The organism is Angustibacter sp. Root456 (genome assembly GCF_001426435.1).
Lineage (GTDB): Bacteria > Actinomycetota > Actinomycetes > Actinomycetales > Angustibacteraceae > Angustibacter.
Genome location: NZ_LMER01000001.1, coordinates 102,310 through 125,463, shown reverse-complemented (window position 1 = coordinate 125,463; position 23,154 = coordinate 102,310). Strand labels below are relative to the sequence as shown.

Below are 23,154 nucleotides of genomic sequence, written 5' to 3'. Positions count from 1 at the left end.
GAGCGCGATGACGAGCCCCCTGAGCCTCGACGACCTGCGCCGGATGATCGACGACGGCAGCGTCGACACGGTGGTCGTGGCCTTCACCGACATGCAGGGACGTCTGCAGGGCAAGCGGATCCACGCGCGGTTCTTCCTCGACCGCGTGCTCGAGCACGGCACGGAGGGCTGCAACTACCTCATGGCCGTCGACGTCGACATGAACACCGTCGACGGGTACGCGATCAGCTCGTGGAACACCGGGTACGGCGACATGGAGTTCGTCCTCGACCTGTCGACGCTGCGGCTGACCCCGTGGCTGCCCGGCTCGGCCATGGTGCAGTGCGACCTCAGGTGGATCGACGGCGGTGAGGTGGAGCAGTCACCCCGACAGGTGCTCAAGCGTCAGGCCGACCGTGCGGCCGAGCTGGGCTTCACGGCCTTCGCCGGCACCGAGCTCGAGTTCATCGTCTTCGACGACACCTACGAGAGCGCCTGGGACAACGCCTACCGCGGTCTGACGCCGGCCAACCGGTACAACGTCGACTACTCGATCCTCGGGGGCACGCGGGTCGAGCCGCTGCTCCGCGACATCCGCAACGGCATGGACGCGGCCGGGCTCACCGTCGAGTCGGCCAAGGGGGAGTGCAACCTCGGCCAGCACGAGATCGCGTTCCTGTTCGACGAGGTGGTGCGCACGGCCGACCAGCACAGCGTGTACAAGAACGGCGCCAAGGAGATTGCGGCTCTGCACGGCAAGTCCCTCACCTTCATGGCGAAGTTCGACGCGCGGGAGGGCAACTCGTGCCACATCCACATGAGCCTGCGGGGCAGCGATGGCGCCATCGTGTTCGACGAGGGCTCCGGTGCCACGCCGCTGTTCGAGCACTTCGTCGCGGGAGTGCTGGCTTCGCTGAGCGAGCTGACGCTGCTGTACGCACCGAACATCAACTCCTACAAGCGGTTCGCCGAGGGCTCGTTCGCCCCGACGGCCGTGGCCTGGGGGCGCGACAACCGGACATGCGCGCTGCGCGTCGTGGGGCACGGTGCGGGACTGCGGCTGGAGAACCGCCTGCCGGGCGGTGACCTCAACCCCTACCTGGGGCTCGCCGCGATGCTGGCCGGAGGTTTGCACGGCATCGAGCAGCGGCTCGAGCTCGAACCGCCGTGCACCGGCAACGCCTACACGGCGGGCAAGCCACGCGTTCCCGGCAACCTGCGAGCAGCGCGCGACCTCTTCGCTGCCTCGGCACTGGCCCGCGAGGCGTTCGGTGACGCCGTGGTCGACCACTACGTCAACGCGGCGGACGTCGAGCTGGCGGCGTTCGAGTCGGCGGTGACCGACTGGGAGCGGTTCAGGGGGTTCGAGAGACTGTGAGCGTGAGCCACGGCGACGACCCCCGCACCCACGACGTCATCGATCCCTCGACCGAGCAGGTCGTCGACACGGTCGAGCTCGCCGATGTCGAGCAGACCGACCGGGCGATCGAGCGCGCCGCCGCAGCGCAACGGCAGTGGGCGCGGCTCGCGCCTGCAGACCGGGGGCGTCTGCTGCGGCGGTTCGCCGACGTCGTCGACAGCCACATCGAGGATCTGGCCCGTCTGGAGGTGCGCGGGGCCGGTCACACCATCGGCAACGCGCGCTGGGAGGCCGGCAACGTCCGCGACGTGCTGGCGTACTACTCCGCCGCGCCCGAGCGGCTGTTCGGTCGGCAGATCCCCGTCGCCGACGGCATCGACGTCACGTTCAAGGAACCGCTGGGCGTCGTCGGTGTCATCGTGCCGTGGAACTTCCCGATGCCGATCGCCGGGTGGGGGTTCGCGCCCGCCCTCGCTGCCGGCAACGCCGTGGTGCTGAAGCCGGCGGAGCTCACGCCGCTCACCGCGATGATGCTCGGGCGGCTGGCGGTCGAGGCCGGCTTGCCCGAGCACCTGCTCTCGGTGGTGCCGGGCCGCGGCTCCGTGGTCGGGGAGCGGTTCGTCACCCACCCACTGGTGCGCAAGATCTGCTTCACCGGCTCGACCGCGGTCGGGCAGCGGATCATGCGTGGCGCCGCTGACCAGGTCAAGCGGGTCACGCTCGAGCTCGGCGGCAAGAGCGCCAACATCGTCTTCGCCGACAGCGACCTCGAGCGCGCCGCCGCGACCGCGCCGTACGCGGTGTTCGACAACGCGGGTCAGGACTGCTGCGCGCGCAGCCGGATCCTGGTGCAGCGCAGTGTGCACGACCGGTTCCTCGAGCTCTTGGAGTCGGCCGTGCAGAAGGTGCGGGTCGGTGACCCAGGGGCCGATGACGCCGAGATGGGACCGCTCATCAGTGACGGCCAGCGGCGGACGGTGCGGTCCTTCGTCGAGGACGCCGAGCAGCCGGTCGACGTCCTGTTCCGCGGCAGCGCCCCCGAGGGCGCGGGCTTCTGGTACCCGCCCACCGTCGTCCGGCCGCGCTCGGTGGCCGACCCGGTCTGGCGCGAGGAGGTGTTCGGCCCGGTCGTGGCGGTGCTGCCCTTCGACGACGAGGCCGAGGCGATCGCGATGGCGAACGACACGGCGTACGGTCTGTCGGGCTCGATCTGGACCCGCGACGTCGGGCGCGCGCTGCGCGTCTCGCGCGGGGTGGAGGCCGGCAACCTGTCGGTGAACTCGCACTCGTCGGTGCGTTACTCGACGCCGTTCGGCGGGTTCAAGCAGTCCGGGCTCGGGCGCGAGCTCGGCCCGGACGCGCTGGACTCGTTCACCGAGGTCAAGAACGTCTACATCGCCACGGGCGACTGAGAGGGGATCGCGATGTCAGGTCGGCTGGACGACCGCGTGTGCGTCGTCACGGGCGGGTGCAGCGGCATCGGGCTGGCGACCGTACGCCGGTTCGCGAGCGAGGGCGGCCGCGTCGTGGTGGGGGACGTCGACGACGCGCGCGGTCCGCAGGTGGCCGCCGAGGTCGGTGGACTGTACGTCCACTGCGACGTCACCGACGCCGAGCAGGTCGAGGCGATGTTCCGCACCGCCAAGGACCAGCTCGGCAGCGTCGACGTCGCCTTCAACAACGCGGGCATCTCCCCGCCGGACGACGACTCGATCCTCGAGACGGGCATCGAGGCCTGGCGGCGGGTGCAAGAGGTCAACCTCACGAGCGTCTACCTGTGCTGCAAGGCCGCGCTGCCGTACATGCTCGAGCAGGGGAAGGGCTCGATCATCAACACGGCGTCGTTCGTCGCGGTCATGGGCGCCGCGACCTCCCAGATCTCCTACACCGCCAGCAAGGGTGGAGTCCTCGCCATGTCGCGTGAGCTCGGGGTGCAGTTCGCGCGCCAGGGGGTGCGGGTCAACGCGCTGTGCCCCGGGCCGGTGAACACCCCGCTGCTTCAGGAGCTCTTCGCGGCCGACCCCGAGCGCGCGGCCCGACGGCTGGTGCACGTGCCGCTCGGGCGGTTCGCCGAGCCCGACGAGATCGCCGCCGCGGTGGCGTTCCTCGCCAGTGACGACTCGAGCTTCATCACGGCGTCGCAGTTCCTCGTGGACGGCGGCATCAGCGGCGCGTACGTCACGCCGCTGTGAGACCGCGCCCGCTGGTCGGCGTCACGACCTACAACGAGCCGGCGTCGTGGGGGGTGTGGCGCGAGGTGCAAGCGGCTCTGGTGCCGCAGGCGTACGTCGACGCCCTGCGTGCGGCCGGTGCCCGTGTCGTCCTGCTGCCTCCTGAGCGCGACCCGTCGGCGGAGGAGATCGCCGACCTGGTGGGTCGGCTGGACGCCCTGGTGGTGGCCGGCGGCGCCGACGTCGACCCGGTCCGGTACGGCGAGCAGCCGCACGCGGTGCTGCAGCCGCCGCGTCGCGACCGCGACGACCTCGAGCTCGCACTCGTGCAGGCGGCGGTGGCGGCGGACCTGCCGCTGCTCGGCGTGTGCCGTGGCATGCAGGTCATGGCCGTGGCCGCCGGCGGCGCCCTGGAGCAGCACCTGCCGGACGTCGTCGGGCACGCCGGCCACTGCCCGGCCCCGGGTGAGTACGCCTCGCACGGCGTCCGCACCGCTGACGGGTCGCGGTTGCGCGAGGTGCTGGGGGAGCGGGTCGACGTCCCGACCTACCACCACCAGGGCGTGATCAGCCATCCCGGCTACGCCGCCACGGCGTGGGCCGACGACGGGGTGGTGGAGGCGATCGAGATGCCGGCTGCGCGGTTCCGGATCGGGGTGCAGTGGCACCCGGAGGTGGGCACCGATCTGCGGCTGTTCGACGCACTCGTGATGGCCGCATCGTGAGACGGCGTAGCCATTACGTGAGATCGGTGCGATGGTGAGCGCGCTATGTACACCAGGTGGATCATTACGTGAGGCGCGCCGACGGACCGCTGGGTCCGACGACGCGCCAGACCTCCCGTGCTCGGGGGGTCTTTTTCGTTGTCAGACTTGATGGACCGGCACGCACCACGCGAGGCGAGAGGGCAGGACGACCGTGACGCACAGCAGCGACTTCCACGTCTACGACACGACGTTGCGCGACGGCGCCCAGCAGGAGGGCCTGGCGCTCTCCGTGCACGACAAGCTCGCCATCGCCCAGCACCTGGACGACCTGGGGGTCGGCTTCATCGAGGGCGGGTGGCCGGGGGCGATCCCCAAGGACACCGAGTTCTTCGCCCTCGCCGCACAGCAGCTGACCCTGCGCAATGCCGTGCTCGCCGCGTTCGGCGCGACCCGCCGTCCGGGCACCACGGCCGCTGCCGATCCTCAGGTCGTGGCCCTGCTGGAGTCTCAGGCTCCCGTCGTGACGCTCGTGGCCAAGAGCCACTCGCGCCACGTCGACCTGGCGCTGCGCACCACGCCTGCCGAGAACCTCGACATGGTGCGCGACACCGTCGACCTGCTCGTGCGTGAAGGGCGGCGCGTCGTTCTGGACGCCGAGCACTTCTTCGACGGCTTCCTCGACGACCCCAAGTACGCCGTCGAGGTCGTGCGCGTCGCAGCCGAAGCCGGCGCCGAGGTGGTGACGCTCTGCGACACCAACGGGGGGATGCTGCCGCCCCAGGTCGCGGACGTCGTCCACGAGGTGATCGGCACCACGGGCGCGCGGCTGGGCATCCACTGCCACAACGACACCGGGTGCGCGGTGGCCAACACGCTGGCCGCCGTCGAGGCCGGGGCGACGCATGTGCAGGGCACGCTCAACGGGTACGGCGAGCGCACCGGCAACGCCGACCTGGTCACCGTCGTCGCCAACCTGGTCATCAAGCAAGGACGCGAGGTGCTCGACCCGGTGCGGCTGCGGGAGGCGACCCGGATCGCCCACGCCGTCAGCGAGATCACCAACGTGGTGCCGTACTCGCGCCAGCCCTACGTCGGCGCGAGTGCGTTCGCGCACAAGGCCGGCCTGCACGCCAGCGCGCTGCGCATCGACCCCGACCTCTACCAGCACACCGACCCGGTGGCCGTCGGCAACGACATGCGCACGCTCGTGTCCGAGATGGCCGGCCGAGCCTCGATCGAGCTCAAGGGGCGCGAGCTCGGGTACGACCTGTCGGGTCGCGACGACCTGCTCGCGCGCGTCACCGACCGGGTGAAGGCCCTCGAGGCTCGCGGCTACACCTTCGACGCCGCCGACGCGTCGTTCGAGCTGATCCTGCGCGAGGAGGTCGAAGGTGCGCGGCCGCACTACTTCGACGTCGAGAGCTGGCGCGTCATCACCGACGCGCGGGGCGAGGAGACGGCGACGTCGGAGGCCACGGTGAAGGTCGTGGCTGGTGGGCGCCGGGTCGTCGCCACGGGCGAGGGCAACGGCCCGGTGAACGCGCTCGACCACGCGCTGCGGGAGGCGCTCTCAAGCGCGTACCCCGAGCTGATGCGGCTGCAGCTGATCGACTTCCGCGTCCGCATCCTCGACGCCGCGCACGGGTCGGACGCCGTCACTCGCGTGCTCATCGAGACCAGCGACGGGGCGACGTCGTGGGAGACGGTCGGCGTCGCCGCCAACATCGTCGAAGCTTCGTGGGAGGCGCTCGTCGACTCCATCTCCTACGGCCTCATGCGCCAGGGCATCGACCCCCGCTGACCTACGCTCCTGTCGCCTCGCTCACCCTCGCACAGCCCGACCCGCAACGGGGAGCCGCGGTTCACCGGCCCGTCTGTCGCCCGAGTGCTCGCAAAGCCGCCATGGCCAGGACGTCGGTGGCGCTGATGAGCTTGGGGCCCGGTCGTGTGGGAGCGATGAGCGGAGTCTCCGTGCAGGCAAGCAGGATGCCGTCGGCATCGGCCAGCCACCCGGCCGCGGCGACGTCGTCCATGTCGGCGCGCAGTGCTTCAGTATCTGCTCCGCCCTTGACGGCGTCGATCATGCACTCGATGCGGTCCTGGATCTCGGGCGGGGGGTAGATGGGCTCGATCCGGTTCAGGAAGTGCGGCTCATAGATCTGCGTCTGGACGGTGGCCCGGGTGGCGATGACGGCCGGCCTGGACACATGTGCGGCCACCAACGCGTTGGTGACCTCGACCAGAAGGTTCAGGAAGGGCACCGTGACCGAGGACGCGACGTCGTCGTAGAACGCGTGGGTGGTCGTGGACGGCATCACGATGATGTCGCAACCCACTTGCTCGAGCTCACGGGCGGCTTGCTGCAACGCGGGCACCGGTGAGACGCCGCAGCCGGCGAGGAAGTCCCGCCGACTGGGGATGGCGGGCTCCGCAACGAGCACCACCGAGACGTGATCACCGTCCTGCTGGGCGGGTGTCAGTTCGATGAGCCGGCGGTAGAAGTGGGCGCCGGCCAACGGGCCGAGACCGGCGAGCACGCCGAGCCTGCTGGCCGTCATGACGCCACCACCTGTGCTGAGCCACGCGGCCGCTGCAGGTGCCTGCCGATCGGTGCAGCCAGAGGCGGACGTGCCCGATGCCACTCGGTGACGCTCTGATAGTGAGCAGCAATAGCCAATGTCTGGCGGTCCGCTCCGGCGGCGCCGATGATCTGCAGCCCCATCGGGAGGCCGTCGGCCGATAACCCCATCGGTACCGAAACAGCTGGGAACCCCAAGACGTTCCAGATCGAGGTGTGATTATGCGTGCTGAGCTGCCACTCGATCGTCGCCTCCTCCAGAAGCGGAGCCAGGCATGTCCTCGTGGGGCTGAGCACCGCGGCGTAGGGAGACAGGGCCTGGGCCATCGCTTGCTGGCCCCACGCGATCGCGCGCCGGGCCAGCGCGAAGTCCGCCCCGCTGTGCATGGCGCCGACTTCCAAGAGCTGCCGTGTCGGGGGTCGGACCGTATCGAGCGCTGCACCGAACGTGGCGAATGCCTCGGTGGTCCAGAGGACCCGCGAGGCGACGCGCAGAGCTTCGTACCCGGGCAGGGTGACGTCATCCACCGTTGCGCCAAGCGACTCGAACGTCGCTATTGCGGCACGGAACGCCGTACGGACCGCCGGGTCGATGTCGGGGGACTCATATCGCTCCCGCTCAGCTGCGATGCGCACGCCTACCAGCCCGACGGTGTCACCGGTGCGAGGCTGCGCCTGTCCGAGGATGGCCTCCATGATCACGGCGCAGTCGATGGCTGTCTGCGCGATGGGACCGACACAGTCCATGTCCGGGGACAGCATCAGGCACCCGGCCGTCGACACCTTGCCGTGGGTGGGCTTGAACCCGGTCACGCCGCACAGTGCGGCTGGGGTCCGGATGCTCCCGGCCGTGTCAGAGCCCAGCGCTGCCGGGAACAACCTCGCCGCCACGCCACTGGCCGAGCCGGAACTCGACCCTCCGGTCCAGTGGTCCGGCTCCCAAGGGTTGCGCGGGACGGCTTCGCCCCCGTCTCGATCCGGCATTCCGCACGCGAGCTCCATGGTCGTCGTCTTGCCCAACACGACCGCTCCCGCCGCGCGTAGCCGGTGCACGACTGGTGCGTCGCCGGGCGGGAGGGTCGCAGCGCCCACGCGTGAGTTCGCGGTGGTCGGCGCCTCGCGGGTGGACAGGACGTCCTTGACCGCTACTGGGATGCCGTGCAAGGCACCTCGGGTGCGCCCGGCGCGGCGCAGTGCGTCTGCCTCGCGCGCGCACGCCAGAGCGTGGTCGTCGAAGCGCTGGGCGTAGACGTTCAGACTGCTCAGCCGACCGGCTGCATCGAGCAGGTCCTGAACGAGCTCCTCGCAGGTGAATGCGCCCTCAGCCAAGAGCTGCGCCAGCTGGAGGACCTCGGAGTGCTCCGGGGTGCGCAGGTCGGTGTCTCGAACCTCCACCCCGCGCCGCTCGGACCTTTTCGAGCGGGTCAGGTCAGGAGAACGGTCGAGGTGGAGCGCGTCGAGCGACTGGGTCAGCCGATCGCGAAGCTCGGCGTTCACGCCGGTTTCGGACGCGCCTGCGTCCGCCACGCCTCGCCTGTCCTCGGGCGCCATCGGCATCCGCCTCCTCCCGTTGTGTCAGCAGTGTCCCGCCGGAAAATTTGACTGTCAACTGTGCCTTCCTCTATTGACAGGCTAATCTGCATGGCGCCAGGATGCCGCCATGTCGCAGAGCGGAAGCAGTAGCGAGCCGGGACGTCCTGAGCTCGTCTCGATGTCGATCGCTCGCCGGTTGGTGGAGGCGATCCGCGCGGGGAGCTACCCGGCTGGAAGCCGGCTCCCGGTGGAGGTGGAGCTCGCCCGCGAGTTCGGTGCGAGTCGCGTGTCGGTGCGTGAGGCGCTGAGTGCCTTGCAGTTCGCCGGGTACGTCGAGTCGCGTCGCGGTAGCGGCACGATCGTGCTCTCAGCCACGCCGAGCAATCCAGGCGAGAGCCGCGTCGTACGGCGGATGCCGGTCGACCATCTGCAGCTGCTCGAGGCCAGGCTCGTGCTCGAGCCGCAGACCATCGCGTTGGGCGCCTGCGATCCAGACCCCACGGCTCTGCGCCTCGCCCGTCAGCTCATCGACGGGATGGCGCTCTCGGTCTCGGCGCCGGAGATCGACGTCGACACGGACCTGCGCGTCCACACGGCCTTGGTGGAGACCTGCCGCAACACCTATCTCGTCGGAGAATGTCGCGGCCTGTTGAAGGCAGCGAGTGACTCCTACTTCCAGAACGCGCGGAGCACCGCCTGGCAGGACGGGGAGCTGCTGGCCAGCTGGGTGCGCGAGCACCGAGCCGTGTGGGAGCACATCGCCGCCGGCGATGCAGAGTCGGCCATGAGAGCCAGCCGCGAGCACCTTCTCTCAGTCGTCTACCGCTTCGCCGATGACGACACCCTCGCCACCGCTGATCGAGCTCGGATGGCGACCATCCACGCGCGCTTCTCGAAGTTCGACCTGACCTCGGACCTCCGGGCCAACGAAAGGCCGCAGTCGTGAACCTCTTCTTCACCCGAAGTGCAGGCGAACCGAGCCCCGCGATCGATCATGACCTGTCTGGGAACGGCGCCAGGTCACTTGCTCTGGACATCCGTGGGGTGACCAAGCACTTCTCGCACGGCGGCGCGAGGACCCTCGCGCTCGACAACGTCGACCTCCAGGTCGAAGCGGGCGAGTTCATCTGCCTGTTGGGCCCCTCCGGCTGCGGCAAGTCCACGTTGCTGAACATCGTGGCCGGCTTCATGAAGGCGGACGCCGGAACGGTCCGGTCCCACGGGCGAGTGGTCACGCGACCCGGTGTCGATCGATGCGTGTTGTTCCAGCAGCCCACCTTGTACTCGTGGCTGACCACGCGTGAGAACGTGATGTTCGGCCCGAAGATGACCGGTGTCGACAAGGGGACGGCGCGTCAGCGTGCCTCTGAGCTGCTCGAGCGCGTTGGTCTGGGCGCGTTCCAGGACCACTATCCCCACCAGCTCTCCGGCGGAATGCGGCACCGAGTCGCGTACGCGCGCGCCTTGATCAACAAGCCGGACATCCTGCTCCTCGACGAGCCGTTCGCGGCTCTCGACGCCATCACTCGGGTGTCGATGCAGGACTTCCTGCTGGACCTGTGGCAGCAGGAGAAGACCACGATCCTGTTCGTGACCCACGATGTCGAAGAGGCATCCCTTCTCGCCGACCGGGTGTGTGTCATGTCCGCACGCCCAGGGCGCATCCACGACATCTCGCGCGTCGACATCCCCCGCCCGCGTACCCAGGCAACTGTCGAGACGGACGAGTTCATCCGCACGCGCCGAGCGCTGCGAGAGACGCTCGAGAAGGCACTGGTGCACCCATGAGCGACATCGTCCAGAACGCGCCCGTCGACCTCAGCGCCGCACCGCCGACCGTGCCGGGCGCGAAGGGCTGGGGCGGAGGCCAGCGCCTGGTGAGCCTGGCGAGAATGCGCTACCTGTCCGTGCTCAGCGTCATAGCAGCCCTGATCATCTGGCACCTCGTGGCGGCCCTGGTGGTGCGCGACCCGGTGTTCCTCCCGACGCCCTGGGCCACCGTCCAAGCACTCGTCGAGTACTGGAACAAGCCCTACCCCTCACAGGGCAAGTCCCTCTCGTACGACATCTTCATCAGTCTGCGCCGCATCCTCATCGGCTTCGGGATCGGTACGACCATCGGTGTCCTGCTCGGCGGTCTGATGGCAGCGCTTCGGCCCATCCGCTCGATCGTCGACCCGTTCATCGAGCTGACCCGGCCGCTTCCACCGCTGGCATTCATCCCGCTGCTCCTGGTGTGGTTCGGCTTGGACGAGACGCCGAAGATCGTCCTGATCACGATCGGTGTCATCCCGATCATCACGGTCTCGACTGCCGCAGCCATCCTGGACGTTCGGGAGGAGCTGCTGAACGCGGCCCGGTGCCTGGGGGCGTCGGAGTTCCAGACCGTCCTGTACGTCCAGGTGCGTGCAGCCCTGCCTCAGATCATCACCGGCATGCGTCTGGCGATGGGCGTGTCGTGGACCAGCATCGTGGCGGCCGAGTACGTGGCCGCCACGTCAGGACTCGGGTTCCTGATCATCCAGGCCGGACAGTTCCTGCGCACCGACCTCATCTTCGCCGGCGTTCTCATCATCGCCGTCCTCGGTATCTCCCTCGATGCGCTGCTTCGCCTGCTGAAGTCGCGTATCGACCCCGCTGCGCGCCCCGCGCAGTAGGACTGATCGCACCCTGAAGGAGCTCAGCATGAACAGAGGGACAGTCACCGCAGGGGTCACGGCAGCGATTGCTGTGGGGCTGCTGGCCAGCGCTTGCGGCAACGCCGCAGGCAGTACCGCGGGGGGCGCGGCTGGGGGTAGCGGCAACCTGCTCGTCAGCTATTTCTCCAACGGCTACTACTCAGGGGTCGTCGCAACGCAACCCTCCTTGCAGAAGAAGATCCCGGGCAAGGTGCGGTTCCTTCAGGTGCAGAGTGGCCCGGCGACGCTCGCGGGTTTGAAGTCGGGCAGCTACAACCTGACCACCCAGACCGGCAACCCGCCCATCCTCGGCGCGATCGCGATCAAGACAGATCTTGCGGTCGTGTGGGTCGAGGCGTTCGACAACGCCGCCTTGGTCGTCCAGAAGGACATCAAGAGTCCTGCGGACCTGGCCGGCAAGAAGCTCGGGTACCTCCAAGGATCCTCGGAGGACTTCTCCTTCCAGAGCTGGCTGAAGCTGAACGGCCTGGCCGGCAAGGTCACCCTCATCAACCTCGACCGGCAGGCCATGACCGCCGCGTTCAAGACCGGCAAGATCGCCGGGGGTTTCAACGACGCGCCGTTCACCACCGAGATGGTGGCGGCGGGTGGCCGGCAAGTCGTCGACTCGGCCCAGATCGCGGGGATGGGCTTCCCCGCGCTGAACATGGTCACCGTCGACCGGACGTTCGCGAAGCAGAACCACGACCTGATTCGCGGCTACCTGTGCGCGGATGCGGCGGCCCACGACCTGATGACGGGGGCCAACAAGAACGACGTCATCACCAAGGCGTCCGACTTCCTCGGCCAGGACCCCAAGTTCGGAGTGCCGACGGGACTCTCGTACCCGCTGATCGCTCCCGCCGACGAGCTCACTCCCAAGGCGCTGGGCACCCCGGATGACGTCAAGAACGGCGCCGTGGTGCAGTCACTGCTGAAGACCGGGGAGTTCCTTCACGACCAGGGCGTCATCAAGACAGTGCCCTCCATCGACGAGATCGCCGCGCACGTCGACACGTCCTTCGCCCAGGAGATCGCGGCAGGCGCCTGCTCCAAGTGACCGGCGCCCGTTCAGTACCCCTCGCACCCACGACCTGACCCGACTCCAAGAAGGAGCCATCATGCACCTGGCCCGCTTTCCCCGGCGCCGCTACACCGCCGGACCCACCCCTATCGAGTTCCTGCCACGGCTGACCGCCGAGCTCGGAGGGCCCCAGATCTTCATCAAACGCGACGACCTCCTCGGCCTCACCTCTGGAGGCAACAAGACGCGGAAGCTGGAGTTCCTGATGGCCGATGCTCTCGCCCAGGGAGCCGACACAATCATCACCACAGGGGCGGTGCAGTCCAACCACTGTCGCCTCACTCTGGCCGCGGCAGTCAAGGAGGGCTTGCGGTGTCGGCTGCTGGTCGAAGAACGCGTCCCGCGCTCCTACGACCCGCAGGCCAGCGGCAACAACTTCCTGTTTCGGCTGCTGGGCGCTGAGAGCGTCACCGTGGTCCCGGCCGGGACGGACCTGGCAGCGGGGATGGAGCAGATTGCTCAGGACGTGACGGCTGAGGGCGGTAAGCCCTACATCATCGCCGGCGGAGGATCGACCGCACTGGGCGCACTGGGTTACGTCGCCTGTGCGGAGGAGATCCTCGCGCAGACATTCGAGCAGTCACTGGCTCTGGACCACGTGGTCTGCGCAAGCGGGTCGGGTGGCACCCACGCCGGCCTCGTGGCTGGCTTCTACGGGAACCAGAGCTCGGTGCCTGTGACTGGCATCAGTGTGCGGGCGGAGAGGGAACCCCAGGAAGCGAAGATCCATGCGCTGGCCACCGAGACCTCTTCTCTGGCAGGGGCTCATCAGTCCGTGCCGGCTGACCAGATCAAGGTCGAGGACGGATTCGTCGGACCGGGCTACTCGCTGCCGACCGACGAGATGGTCGCGGCCATCCAGCTGTTCGCCAGGACCGAGGGCATCTTGCTCGACCCGGTGTACACGGGCAAGACGGCGGCCGGCTTGATCGCCCTTGCCCGCGCGGGTGCGTTCGGCCACGACAGCAACGTGCTGTTCGTCCACACCGGTGGTTCTCCCGCCCTGTACGCGTACCAAGGCGTCGTCCTGGACGAATCATCCGCCACCAGCTGATCCCCCAGTTCCGCTGACGGAACAGGCGCAGGAGGAGGGGGCCGCCTGACCAGCAAGACCCTCAGTGGTGCGTCGCAAGCTCCCGGCCCTGCAACGGAAGGCACGATGTGTTGCGTTCACGCCCAGCTGTAACGAGCGGCCCAGAACTGAGCAGGCTGTTCGGCAGAGGGTTCCTTTCCACCAATGGCCCTGGGTTGATTGCCGTGGGCATCGGAGTGGCCCTGTCGTACGCGCTGAGCTCAGCCGTGCCGGCCATCAGCGCCTTGACGGTCGCTGTCATCCTGGGCGCCTTGTCGCGCAACGTCGGCATCTTGCCGACACGCGCCGTCCCGGGCGCACGGTTCGCCACCCGGACGCTCCTACGAGCCGGAGTCGTGCTCCTCGGCCTTCAGCTGGCGATCTCGCAGGTCCTCGGCCTCAACACCTCGGTCCTCGTGGTGGTGGTGGCCACCGTGACCGTCACCTTCGCGGCCACCCTCTGGGCGGGAAGACTGCTGGGAACCACACCAGGCACGACCCTGTTGGTGGCGACCGGCTTCTCCATCTGCGGCGCGTCGGCCGCTGCGGCGATGGATGCGGTCAGTGACAGCGACGAAGAAGACCTTGCCACTGCGGTAGCCCTGGTCACCCTCTTCGGAGGCGCCGCGATCTTCGTGCTGCCCCTGCTGCGGCAGCCGCTGGGTCTCGACCACACAGCCTTCGGCGTCTGGTCGGGCGCAAGCGTGCACGAGGTGGCCCAGGTCGTGGCGACAGCGTCGGCCGCCGGCCCCGCCTCGGTGGCGATCGCTACGGTCGTGAAGCTCACGCGCGTGGTCCTGCTGGCGCCGTTGATCGCCGGTTACAGCATCATCAAACGGCGGCGTGGCGTCCGCACGGTGTCCGACAAAAGGCCACCCGTCGTCCCGCTCTTCGTCGTCGGCTTCGTCGCCATGGTCGCGCTGCGGAGCACCGGGCTGCTGAGCCCCTCAGTGCTGTCCGCGTTGAAGATCGTCACCACGCTGCTGCTCGCCGGTGCCCTGTTCGGCCTCGGTACCTCGGTGCACATGGGATCGCTGATTCGCACTGGTGGACGAGCGATCGCTCTGGGCGCCGTCTCCACACTCGTGGCGGCCGGGATCTCCCTCCTGTGCATCACCGTGCTGACCTGATACTCATCAGCCTTGAGCAGTCGCAGCCCCGGGTCAACGCCCCGGCAGGTCGGGCGGGTCGGCGGTGGAGAGGTCGGGGTCGTCGTCCGCGAAGGTGCGCACCGGGCCGGGCGGGGTGCCGGGTCCCTCGAACCGCACGGTGACGCGACCGCGGCCGCTGCCCCACACCCAGCCGGCGCCGTACTCGGCGTGCCGGACGTCGGCGCCGGGCCGCCACGTGGGTCGCGGTTCGAGCTCGGGCGTGGGGGCCTGCGCGGGCTCGGGGACGTCGGCCGCCACCTCCTCGTCGGCGGTGATGAGGTCGGGCTGGAACCAGTCGGCGAGGCCCGAGACTCCCACTCCGAGAAGGCGGATGCCGCCGGCGGTCGACCACGTGAGCGTGTCGATCTCGGACAGCAGCCGCCGAGCGGCCCGGGTGATCGCTGCCGTGCCGTCGACGGCCTGTGGGTGCGTGTACGACCGGGTGCGCCCGGTGAAGTCGGCGAAGCGCACCTTCAGCGTCACGGTGCGTCCGGCGAGCCCCTCCTTGCGCAGCCGGCCCGCCACCTTCGCGGCGAGCAGGTCGACCTCGGCGGCCATCCGCGCGGGGTCGCGCAGGTCGACGTCGAACGTCTCCTCGGCCGACACCGACTTGGCCTCGCGGAAGGGCTCCACTGGGCGGTCGTCGTCACCGCGGGCCAGCGCGAGCAGTCCGTGGCCGTGCGCCGACCCCAGCAGCCGCACGGCGTCGTCGTCGTCCATCGCGGCGAGCTCGGCCACGGTGCGGATGCCGTGGCTTGCCAGCCGCGCTGCCGTCGCGGGACCCACGCCCCCGATCGCGGTGACCGGCAACGGGTCGAGGAAGGCCCGGACGTCGTCGGGCTCGACGACCATCAGCCCGTCCGGCTTGGCAGCCTCGCTCGCGAGCTTCGCCACGCTCTTGGACGGCGCCAGGCCGACCGAGGCGGTGAGGCCGCCTGTGGCCTGGGTGACCTTGCGGCGCAACGCCTTCGCGATGTCGGTCGGGGGCGTGTCGGCCGCCGCGAGGTCGGCGTAGGCCTCGTCGATGCTGACCTGTTGCACGATCGCGCTCACCTCGTGCAGCGCCGACATCACCACGCGGCTGGCCTCGCGGTAGGCCGCGAACCGCGGTGACAGGTACGCAGCGTTCGGGCAGCGGCGACGAGCCTCGGCGATGCTCATCGCGGACCGGACGCCGAACACGCGCGCCTCGTACGACGCCGTGGCCACCACGCCGCGCCCACCGACTCCGCCGACGACGACCGGCTTGCCGCGCAGCGACGGCTTGTCGCGCTGCTCGACGGCCGCGAAGAAGGAGTCCAGATCCAGGTGCAGGATCTCGGCTCGGGCGCGCACCCGACCAGTGTCGCTCAGGCGGTGCGCTCGGCGAGCCAGCGGATGGCGGCGGCGTACCCCTGCACGCCCAAGCCGGCGATGACACCCGTGGCGACGGGGGAGACGTAGGAGTGCCGGCGGAACTCCTCGCGGGCGTGCACGTTGCTGATGTGCACCTCGACGAGTGGGGCGGTGAGGGCGGCGCAGGCGTCGCGCAGGGCGACGGAGGTGTGCGTCCAGCCGGCGGGGTTGAGCACCACCGGCGTCGAGCCGTCAGCGGCCTCGTGGAGCCAGCCGAGCAGCTCGTGCTCGGCGTCGGTCTGGCGCACCTCGACGGCGGCCCCGACGTCCCGGCCCGCGGTCTCGCAGAGCGTCACGAGGTCGGCGTACGTGGTGGTGCCATAGATCTCGGGCTCGCGCGTGCCGAGGCGACCCAGGTTGGGACCGTTGAGCACCAGGATCCGCACGCTGACTCCTCACGTTGGCTGCAGGCGCAGCCTATCGGCGGCTCAGCGGTTCCAACGCCGACACGAGCGCGGCGCGCAGCACCAGGCCGCGCTCGGCGAACCCGCGCTGCCTGCGTGCGTGCTCCGCCCGCCCGTCGGGCGTTTCGATGCGCACCGGCTCGACACCGAGCGCGCTGAGGTCGTACGGCGAGGCCTGCATGTCGAGCAGCCGGACGTCGCGAGCCAGCTCGAAGCACTGCGCCACCACGGACGTCGGCACCGTCGGCGTCAGCTTGTAGGCCCACTTGTAGAGGTCGCTACTCATTCAACCAGCAGGCACCTCACGCCAATGCGCGATAGCCACGCAGACACCCCCATCGACCAATACGCACTAGCCTTTCGTCGGGATGGCCACGAGCGAGGGTGGGCCATGCTCGCAATCCGTTGACCGTTGTTGATGACAGAGGGGGGACCATGGCGCCGCCGGTCGGTGTACCTGCAACGGTGGTACTTGTCGACGCCGCGCGAGGACTGCTGTGGGTTCGCTTCGCCAACGGCAACGCCACGTGTCTTGACCCAGACGACGGCCCAGATGTTGGCGTAGGCACCGTCCTGCTCGTATCGGACGACGCCTCCTTCATCGAGGCGCCCGCTGAGGTCTTTCCGAAAGACATCGACGTTGGATCACTCGCCACGGTTGTGATGGCTGACGCCCATGAGCCGTACTGGCTTCGTTACGCGGCAGGTGCCTACGGGCCAATCCACCGCGATGGTGGCCCGGAGGTCTCCGTGGGAGCCGTTGTGCTCGTCACGGGCACCACGTTCAGCCTGGCTCCGGACAAACTATTGCCTGGGCCACGACCTAGAGTCGGGGTGGTTCGGCGCGTTGAGGACACGCGATCGCTCGTCGAGACCGACCATTCGATTGTCTGGCTCCAGCACGATGGCGTTGTCGACTGGGCCGAGTGGTCGACAGTGGAGCTGAGTGACACCGGCGTTGTGAAAGAGATTGATGCCCGCCCACTCAGGTACCGCGACGAGCCTCCTGCGACGGCCACGGTGCATTCCCGGTTCCGCGTCGACCAAAGCCGGGTAACGGAGACGTTTGATGGAATCGAGGGTCTGGACGGCCAGATTGCCGAGCTACGTCAGATCATCGAGCTCACAAATGAGGCTGAAGCGCTTAGAGGCAGGGGCATGCTGCCAATTCGGGGAGTGCTCCTCGCCGGAGAGTCTGGCACGGGCAAGACGATGTTGGCTCGAGCTTTGGCGAATGAGTCAGGTGCGGCATACTTTCACGTGCGCGGCCCTGAGATTGCGAGCAAGTGGGTCAACGAGAGCGAAGAGATGCTGCGCGCGCTAATGGATGAGGCCGACGCGCTTGAGCGTGCGATCGTGTTCTTCGACGAGATTGACAGCCTTGGTGAAGTTCGATCATCTACGGCTCATGAAATGTCCAATAAGCTCATCACGCAGTTTCTGGCGCTGCTTGATGGCTTCGACGACAAGCCGGGTCGGGCGCTGATCGTGGGTGCTACGAATCGACCGGACGCCCTCGACCCCACCATGCTGCGTTCTGGAAGATTCGACCGCCGAATCAATTTCCAACTGCCGTCGCTGGAGGCGCGAGCGGCCATCTTGCGCGCTACGCGGCCGAAGGATGTCGCCGCGGATGTCGACACTTGTGAGTTGGCCGTACTGACGGAGTCATGGTGCAGCGCCGACCTTCGCGCGCTGTGGACCCGTGCTTTTCAATTTTGTCATAGCGAGGGGAGAAGTGTCATTCTTCGGTTGGACTGCGTCGTTGCCATCGAAGGTATCGCCCCCCAAGTATCAGCCCGCCGCGCCCAAGTCGCGAGGCTTGGATGAGGCTTTTCAGAAGGAAGTCGTCTCCCAAGGTCGTGCCTCCGGCCCCGATCATAGGAACCGCCGGCTCGCTGCGAGAGTTTGTGTACTTGGACGAGGTCAGTGTCTACAGTCTGACCTCGGCGCCGGACATGCCACCACCGGTCTCCATGTCCGAGTCGGCCGACACGACAGCGGGAGAGATCTTTCGTGCACAGATCGAGGCGGGCGCCCCGCTGGCGGCCAAGGCGGGTTTGAGCGGGGAACTCAACGCCAGCCGATCAAGCGGCCTCCAGGTCCAACGCAACTTCAATATTCAGAGTCAGTTCGCTCGGCTCCATGGCATGTATCGCCCCACATTCTTGCTGACGCCGAGTGTTGACACTGAGATCCACAGACCAGTGGTCGGTCTCGCCAATGCCTTGACGCGCCTAGAAGAGGAGCGACGAGCGGTACGCGCTGCCAAGCTGACGCGAGGGGCGCTCGCAGAGCTCCGCGTTTCGCTGCGCGCACATCACACTTTCGATGTGACCGCCTTCATTCGCCTGGTGGCGGGGCTCGCCAAGAAGTATCCGAACCTACTTCACGTGTCCAATATCAGTGAACTGCATACTGCCATGGAGGCAGGCGAGTTCCTCGCGGAGCTCATGGACGATCTTGTCCCCATTGAAGGGCTCGCGACGGTGCATGAGATCCTGCGAGATGATGAGGGCGCTCTCTGGGTCGTAGATATGGCCGCGCTCAAAGCCGTTTGGTCCGGTNCCCGCCGAATCCTACATGCAGATTCAGAGTTCGACGTCTTAGGTCGCATCGGTCGGAGTGGTCTGCAGGGACAATGGACGCCCGTGAAGATGATCGACACGTTTCGACGAGTCGTCCCGTCGGCAGCAAGCGGTCTCCTTGCGGCCGTGGATGAGCTCAAGAAGGTAACTGACGAGGGTCCGGTGGAAGTCGAGCGGACGTCACCCGCTGTGGTCGCTGGCATGAATCTCCACATGGAGTTGTCGCTGCACCACGGAGTCGAGCCGACACCTCTGCCGCCCGGTCTCCTTTCCTCGCTGGTAGAGGGCGACACGCTTGAGCGCAGGCTGACGGCCCTGAATGCAGTCGCTGATGAGTTCTACGCGACGCACGCGGATATGGAACGAGATCACGACACCGTCGGCGTGCTGCGTCAACGCGCATGGTGCAGTGCGGCAGCGTCCGCGGCTTCGTCGACAAGCCAGGAGGGCGGGGGAGCGCCTGTGCGGGATTCGCCGGTATTGGAGCTCGAGTTCATCGCGATGTATTGGTAGGACTGAGCCATGGATCCCACTGAGGGTGCCGGCGCGGCAGCGCACAAGAACTAGCGCGGCATTGCATTGAATGCGGACCCCGTCTTAAACGGTGACGACGTGCCACCCGGCCCGAGCGAAGCTTCTGCCTAGGCTGGCTTAGCGCTCTGAACCAGGTCTGCAAGCACCCGAAGCGAGGCTAAGCCCCGCTCATGCTCCCCTGACGGGTATGTGATAGTTGTGACTCCGTGGCTATACCGTAGGACGTCGCGCTCGTAATCAGGCAAAGAATCTTGGGTGAGCATGTAGTGTGCTGGCGACTCATTGCGCCCGCCCAACACGTTCTCAAGAAGCAGTTGAATGTCTGGATCACCGAGCGAGTAGCCGAGCAGCAGAACCGTCCGGGTAAGAAAGAGGGCTTGGAGGACCGAAAGTGCGTGCACCCCATGGAGCCTCAGTCGCGTGAAGTCCGTGCGCGTCAGGATGGTGTCCTCGATGGCGTCAACTGACCCGTGGATCTTGAGTAGGGTGGGAATTCTTCTCCTGACGTCCCCAGCTACTCTTTCAGATTCGTACGTGTGGGTGCTGTAGCCGTGTCCGGTACTGCGCTCAATGATCTTGTCGTAGTTAGTCGTCACAATCAGGTCGGGTTCGAGTTTGACGAGCGCGTCATGCCACTCGCTTCCGTCGAAGTTGCTTCCTGCTCGTCCGTCAACGGCGGTCCTGATGTAGCTGAAGAAGTCCTGCTCCCGCGACACCCGTTTGGCCTCAAGTTTGACGAGTTCGGCTGCATCTAGAAGGCGATTCGCCGTAAGCAGTTCGCTGATCTCATCTTTTCGCTCAGTGATACCGAGGTGGTCGACCAGGCCTGCAAGGAGAGCCTTCCAGGTTGGCGGGCGTACGCCGTCGCGCTCGCACGAGGCCGACAGTCCCGAACCAACCAAGACGACTAGGTTTCGGCGGAGAGCTTGCTCCACCACATCGTCCGGCCAGCCATGGCTGGACGATTCGCCGCCGCTCACAGGCCTACGTTCTCTGCCAGTCGCCGGAACATCTCATTGAGTTGCTCGACGTACCGGGACTGCTGCGTGACTTGGGCCCCGCGCACGCCGTCGCTAGTGCTCAGATCCGAGATGGGGGCGTGGGCCGCCTGGGCAAGAGGCACCATCGAGAACATGTTGGGCACAATGCCTAGTTCAAGAAAGGGTAGGTCAGGCACCCCCAAAGACTGCAGGCGCTCAGCTCGTACGGGAATTTGCAGCCGATAACGCTCGTAGGACTGGACCCCTCGAATCTTCCCGCCGCTACTCTTTGCCACATACTGCTGAACGCTGTATCCGGCCCATCCGTGCCTCATGGGCAGGTCACTAGGGATGTCGTAACCGTCGATGTTGTGGTGGGTCTTGAGACGCTTGAACGCCTCCGAGTATTCACCGAGCCATGCGGAGGCCCAGTCACCGATGTTCTCCAGCGCGTAGAGGCTAAATAGATCGGCGGCGACGGGAGTGACGAAGAAGTCGCAGCCCATGAGAACGCTCCTATTGAGCGCCCCCAGGCTCGGCCCGAGGTCAAAGATCACCAAGTCGAACTTCTCGGCCAGCTGATCAAGCAATTGCCGGATCCAGAGGGACCGTCGCGCTCCGCCGAGCCGACTTGCGAGGAACTCGCCCCATGAAGCACTCAGTAGGTCCTCGACAACGGACAGCGAAGGGTGCCCGGCGATAACCCCCACGCCGAACCGCGTGGAGTCGTGGACCTCAAGGCCCGGCGTCACAGTGGAATCGCCGGCGCGAATATCGCGAAGCGAGCGCAGGATTGTCCGCTGCTCCGCTGCGTCGCGATCCTCGTATATTTGCTCCCAAGCGTTCTCTTGTAGGAGCAATTGAGTCGCGTTGGCCTGGGGGTCACAGTCGGCCACTGCGACTCGCAGTCCTCGGTCCACCGCCATGTAGGACGCGAAGTTGCAGGCCAAGGTGGTCTTGCCGACCCCACCCTTGTTGTTGAAGAACGCGATCGAGGCCGTCACGGCGTCGCCTGAGAAACCATCAGCATGGTGCTATCCAAGCACGACCATGTCCCCAATGAGCGAGTCAGCGCTGGGACGGCGGCGCGCTGCGTTCTTGCAGCCCCTCCTAGTCCAAGACCGGCGCGAAGAGTCTGCACTGCCTCATCTTCGGCTTCATTGCCCCCCGCTCCTCCGCCGGGAGCGGCTCGCTGTGAGCGGTCGGCACAACCTGACGATCGCTGATCGCAGACGCTGCCCGCGGATTGCGAGATCACGTTGTAGTCGTACGTACTCAGCCCGTCCAGCTGCAGTCTCGACATGGATGGGACTGACACCAAGACTGCGCAGGTCGTAGGGGGAGGCCCGCATGTCCACTTCTCTGGCGTCTCGGGCCAGTTGGAAACACGCGGCTATGAGCGAGGAGGGAAGTGCGGGAACGAGTTTGCTCGTCCACTTGTAAAGATCCATCGTCGCGTGCAGGCAGCCCGGCTGCTCGAGCGCCACCTGCGCCTCACGCGTGGGCTGGTGAGCGTTGAGCGGACGCGCTGGCTCGGTGAAGAAGCGGAACGCGTCGAAGTGCGTGCACCGCACAGGGTGCGCCTCCACGACCGCGTCGGTGCCCGCGGGCTCCAGGCGCAGCGGCCAGTCCTCGTGCCGCTGCTCGCCCTCGCGCAGCCGGTAGACCATCGCCCACTCGTGCAGGCCGAAGCAGCCGAGCTGCGCCGGGCGCGACGCAGTGGCGGCGAGCAGGCCGGTGACGAAGTCGACCGTCGCGCCGCGCTCGGCCAGGAACCCGGCGACGTCGACCGCGACGCCCGAGCCGGCGGCCCCGGCGTCCACCTCCGTGTAGAAGCGCCAGCCGAGCCGCTCGAGCGCCGCGTCACCCAGCAGGACCACGCCAGCGCCGGGGTGCCACCGCCGCAGCTGCGCCGGCCGGTGCGAGTAGTAGGTGAACAGGAAGTCCTCGACCGGGTGCTTCTCGCGACGGCGTCGCCGGTCGAGGTGCCCGGTCGTCCAGGCATCGACCTGCGCCTGGTGGGCCGCCTCGAGCGCCTGCCACTCGCGCTCGCGCAGCACGCGCGGGGGAGCGGTGGTCGGAGCGGTCACCCCACCAGGCTAGGTGCCGGGCACGAAGGACGGCGTCACCCTCGGTAGCCTCGGGGCGTGCGCATCGCGAGGTACACCACAGGCGAGGACCCCACGTTCGGTGTGGTCGAGGACGAAGGTGGCCGGCTCGTGCTGGCCGAGGTGCAGGGCGACCCGCTCTACCAGCCGGTGGTGTTCACCGGCGTCCGGACGCCGCTGGACGACGTCCGGCTGCTCGCGCCGGTCATCCCGCGCAGCAAGGTGATCGGCATCGGCAAGAACTACGCCGACCACGCCGCGGAGATGGGGGGTGAGGCGCCGGCCGAGCCGCTGATGTTCCTCAAGCCCAACACCTCGGTGGTCGGCCCCGACGACCCCATCGTGCTGCCGCGCCAGTCGCAAGAGGTGCACTACGAGGGCGAGCTCGCCGTCGTCATCCGGCGCATCTGCAAGGACGTGCCGGTCGAGCGCGTCGGCGAGGTGATCTACGGCTACACCTGCGCCAATGACGTCACCGCGCGCGACCTGCAGCGCGGCGACGGCCAGTGGTCGCGCGCCAAGGGCTTCGACTCCTTCTGCCCGCTCGGCCCCTGGATCGTCACGGACCTCGACGCGACCGACCTCGCGCTCACCACCCGCCGCGACGGCGAGGTCGTGCAGGACGGCCGCACCAGCCAGATGATCCACGACGTCGCCAAGCTGGTCGCCCACGCCTCGGCGGCCTTCACGCTGCTGCCGGGTGACGTGATCCTCACCGGTACCCCGGCCGGGGTGGGGCCGATCGTGGCCGGCCAGCGCGTCGAGGTCGAGATCGAGGGCATCGGCACGCTCTCGAACCCCGTCGTCAGCCGCGACTGAACCCGCTCGACCC

21 protein-coding genes and 1 pseudogene are annotated in these 23,154 nt (G+C 67.8%); 14 read left to right on the top strand and 8 right to left on the bottom strand.

Features of this window, described 5'->3' with window-relative positions:
• Positions 1-7 precede the first annotated feature (7 nt).
• From ASD06_RS00660 to cimA, 5 genes are all read left to right on the top strand, one after another.
• Complete coding sequence (locus tag ASD06_RS00660) at positions 8-1,357, top strand: glutamine synthetase family protein (protein ID WP_056671873.1); 1,350 nt, start codon at positions 8-10, stop codon at positions 1,355-1,357.
• Positions 1,358-1,359: 2 nt separating this feature from the next.
• Positions 1,360-2,751, top strand: coding sequence for an aldehyde dehydrogenase (locus tag ASD06_RS00655; protein ID WP_056672862.1), 1,392 nt, complete (start codon positions 1,360-1,362; stop codon positions 2,749-2,751).
• Between the two features lie 12 nt (positions 2,752-2,763).
• Complete coding sequence (locus ASD06_RS00650; RefSeq protein WP_056671870.1) at positions 2,764-3,531, top strand: 3-oxoacyl-ACP reductase; 768 nt, start codon at positions 2,764-2,766, stop codon at positions 3,529-3,531.
• Positions 3,528-4,235, top strand: a complete 708-nt coding sequence (locus ASD06_RS00645) for a gamma-glutamyl-gamma-aminobutyrate hydrolase family protein (RefSeq protein WP_056671867.1) — start codon at positions 3,528-3,530, stop codon at positions 4,233-4,235. Before ASD06_RS00650 ends, ASD06_RS00645 begins: the two co-directional genes overlap by 4 nt.
• Before the next feature lie 193 nt (positions 4,236-4,428).
• On the top strand, positions 4,429-6,018 hold the full coding sequence (gene cimA, locus ASD06_RS00640; RefSeq protein ID WP_056671864.1) for a citramalate synthase: 1,590 nt from the start codon (positions 4,429-4,431) through the stop codon (positions 6,016-6,018).
• A gap of 61 nt (positions 6,019-6,079) precedes the next feature.
• Here cimA and ASD06_RS00635 read toward each other — a convergent pair whose 3' ends face one another.
• Both ASD06_RS00635 and ASD06_RS00630 read right to left on the bottom strand, forming a co-directional pair.
• Positions 6,080-6,754, bottom strand: coding sequence for an aspartate/glutamate racemase family protein (locus ASD06_RS00635; RefSeq protein ID WP_200941768.1), 675 nt, complete (start codon positions 6,752-6,754; stop codon positions 6,080-6,082).
• Positions 6,755-6,771: 17 nt separating this feature from the next.
• Positions 6,772-8,352, bottom strand: a complete 1,581-nt coding sequence (locus ASD06_RS00630) for an amidase (protein ID WP_056671858.1) — start codon at positions 8,350-8,352, stop codon at positions 6,772-6,774.
• Between the two features lie 103 nt (positions 8,353-8,455).
• Between ASD06_RS00630 and ASD06_RS00625 the strand changes: the two genes are divergently transcribed.
• The 6 genes from ASD06_RS00625 (at position 8,456) to ASD06_RS00600 (ending at position 14,292) form a co-directional block, all read left to right on the top strand.
• Positions 8,456-9,274, top strand: a complete 819-nt coding sequence (locus ASD06_RS00625) for a FadR/GntR family transcriptional regulator (RefSeq protein WP_056671855.1) — start codon at positions 8,456-8,458, stop codon at positions 9,272-9,274.
• On the top strand, positions 9,271-10,116 hold the full coding sequence (locus tag ASD06_RS00620) for an ABC transporter ATP-binding protein (RefSeq protein WP_200941767.1): 846 nt from the start codon (positions 9,271-9,273) through the stop codon (positions 10,114-10,116). Before ASD06_RS00625 ends, ASD06_RS00620 begins: the two co-directional genes overlap by 4 nt.
• Complete coding sequence (locus ASD06_RS00615; protein ID WP_056671852.1) at positions 10,113-10,985, top strand: ABC transporter permease; 873 nt, start codon at positions 10,113-10,115, stop codon at positions 10,983-10,985. Before ASD06_RS00620 ends, ASD06_RS00615 begins: the two co-directional genes overlap by 4 nt.
• A gap of 73 nt (positions 10,986-11,058) precedes the next feature.
• Positions 11,059-12,066: an ABC transporter substrate-binding protein gene (locus ASD06_RS00610; protein ID WP_162248018.1), complete on the top strand. Its 1,008-nt coding sequence runs from the start codon at positions 11,059-11,061 to the stop codon at positions 12,064-12,066.
• 61 nt (positions 12,067-12,127) lie between these two features.
• Positions 12,128-13,144, top strand: coding sequence for a D-cysteine desulfhydrase (locus ASD06_RS00605; RefSeq protein ID WP_056671845.1), 1,017 nt, complete (start codon positions 12,128-12,130; stop codon positions 13,142-13,144).
• Positions 13,145-13,251: 107 nt separating this feature from the next.
• A complete protein-coding gene (locus ASD06_RS00600) occupies positions 13,252-14,292 on the top strand; it encodes a YeiH family protein (RefSeq protein WP_255354467.1) in 1,041 nt (346 codons plus the stop codon).
• A gap of 33 nt (positions 14,293-14,325) precedes the next feature.
• Here the strand turns inward: ASD06_RS00600 and ASD06_RS00595 are convergent, their stop codons facing one another.
• From ASD06_RS00595 to ASD06_RS00585, 3 genes and pseudogenes are all read right to left on the bottom strand, one after another.
• Positions 14,326-15,648 (bottom strand): DNA polymerase IV, encoded by a 1,323-nt coding sequence (locus ASD06_RS00595; protein ID WP_056671842.1) that lies wholly within the window; start codon positions 15,646-15,648, stop codon positions 14,326-14,328.
• Between the two features lie 14 nt (positions 15,649-15,662).
• A complete protein-coding gene (aroQ, locus tag ASD06_RS00590; protein WP_056671839.1) occupies positions 15,663-16,094 on the bottom strand; it encodes a type II 3-dehydroquinate dehydratase in 432 nt (143 codons plus the stop codon).
• A gap of 31 nt (positions 16,095-16,125) precedes the next feature.
• Positions 16,126-16,389 (bottom strand): annotated as a pseudogene (locus tag ASD06_RS00585) (3-methyladenine DNA glycosylase); the annotation flags it as partial.
• A 158-nt stretch (positions 16,390-16,547) separates the two neighbouring features.
• On the opposite strand from ASD06_RS00585, the gene ASD06_RS00580 reads away from it, so the two are divergent.
• Together ASD06_RS00580 and ASD06_RS19500 are read left to right on the top strand one after the other, a co-directional pair.
• Entirely contained in the window at positions 16,548-17,942 is a 1,395-nt protein-coding gene (locus ASD06_RS00580) for a 26S protease regulatory subunit (RefSeq protein WP_082537554.1), read from the top strand.
• 821 nt (positions 17,943-18,763) lie between these two features.
• Positions 18,764-19,213 carry a hypothetical protein gene (locus tag ASD06_RS19500; RefSeq protein ID WP_235502154.1) on the top strand — a complete coding sequence of 150 codons (450 nt, stop codon included), beginning with the start codon at positions 18,764-18,766 and terminating at the stop codon, positions 19,211-19,213.
• 128 nt (positions 19,214-19,341) lie between these two features.
• Here the strand turns inward: ASD06_RS19500 and ASD06_RS00570 are convergent, their stop codons facing one another.
• The 3 genes from ASD06_RS00570 to ASD06_RS00560 all read right to left on the bottom strand — a co-directional run bounded on the left by ASD06_RS00570 (position 19,342) and on the right by ASD06_RS00560 (position 22,304).
• On the bottom strand, positions 19,342-20,214 hold the full coding sequence (locus tag ASD06_RS00570) for an SIR2 family protein (RefSeq protein ID WP_082537553.1): 873 nt from the start codon (positions 20,212-20,214) through the stop codon (positions 19,342-19,344).
• A complete protein-coding gene (locus ASD06_RS00565) occupies positions 20,211-21,218 on the bottom strand; it encodes a ParA family protein (RefSeq protein ID WP_056671825.1) in 1,008 nt (335 codons plus the stop codon). The genes ASD06_RS00570 and ASD06_RS00565 overlap by 4 nt, the downstream gene beginning before the upstream one ends.
• Before the next feature lie 153 nt (positions 21,219-21,371).
• Positions 21,372-22,304 (bottom strand): 3-methyladenine DNA glycosylase, encoded by a 933-nt coding sequence (locus ASD06_RS00560; protein ID WP_157371419.1) that lies wholly within the window; start codon positions 22,302-22,304, stop codon positions 21,372-21,374.
• A gap of 57 nt (positions 22,305-22,361) precedes the next feature.
• Here ASD06_RS00560 and ASD06_RS00555 point away from each other — a divergent pair, with 57 nt between their 5' ends.
• Positions 22,362-23,141 (top strand): fumarylacetoacetate hydrolase family protein, encoded by a 780-nt coding sequence (locus tag ASD06_RS00555; RefSeq protein ID WP_056671818.1) that lies wholly within the window; start codon positions 22,362-22,364, stop codon positions 23,139-23,141.
• Positions 23,142-23,154 lie beyond the last annotated feature (13 nt).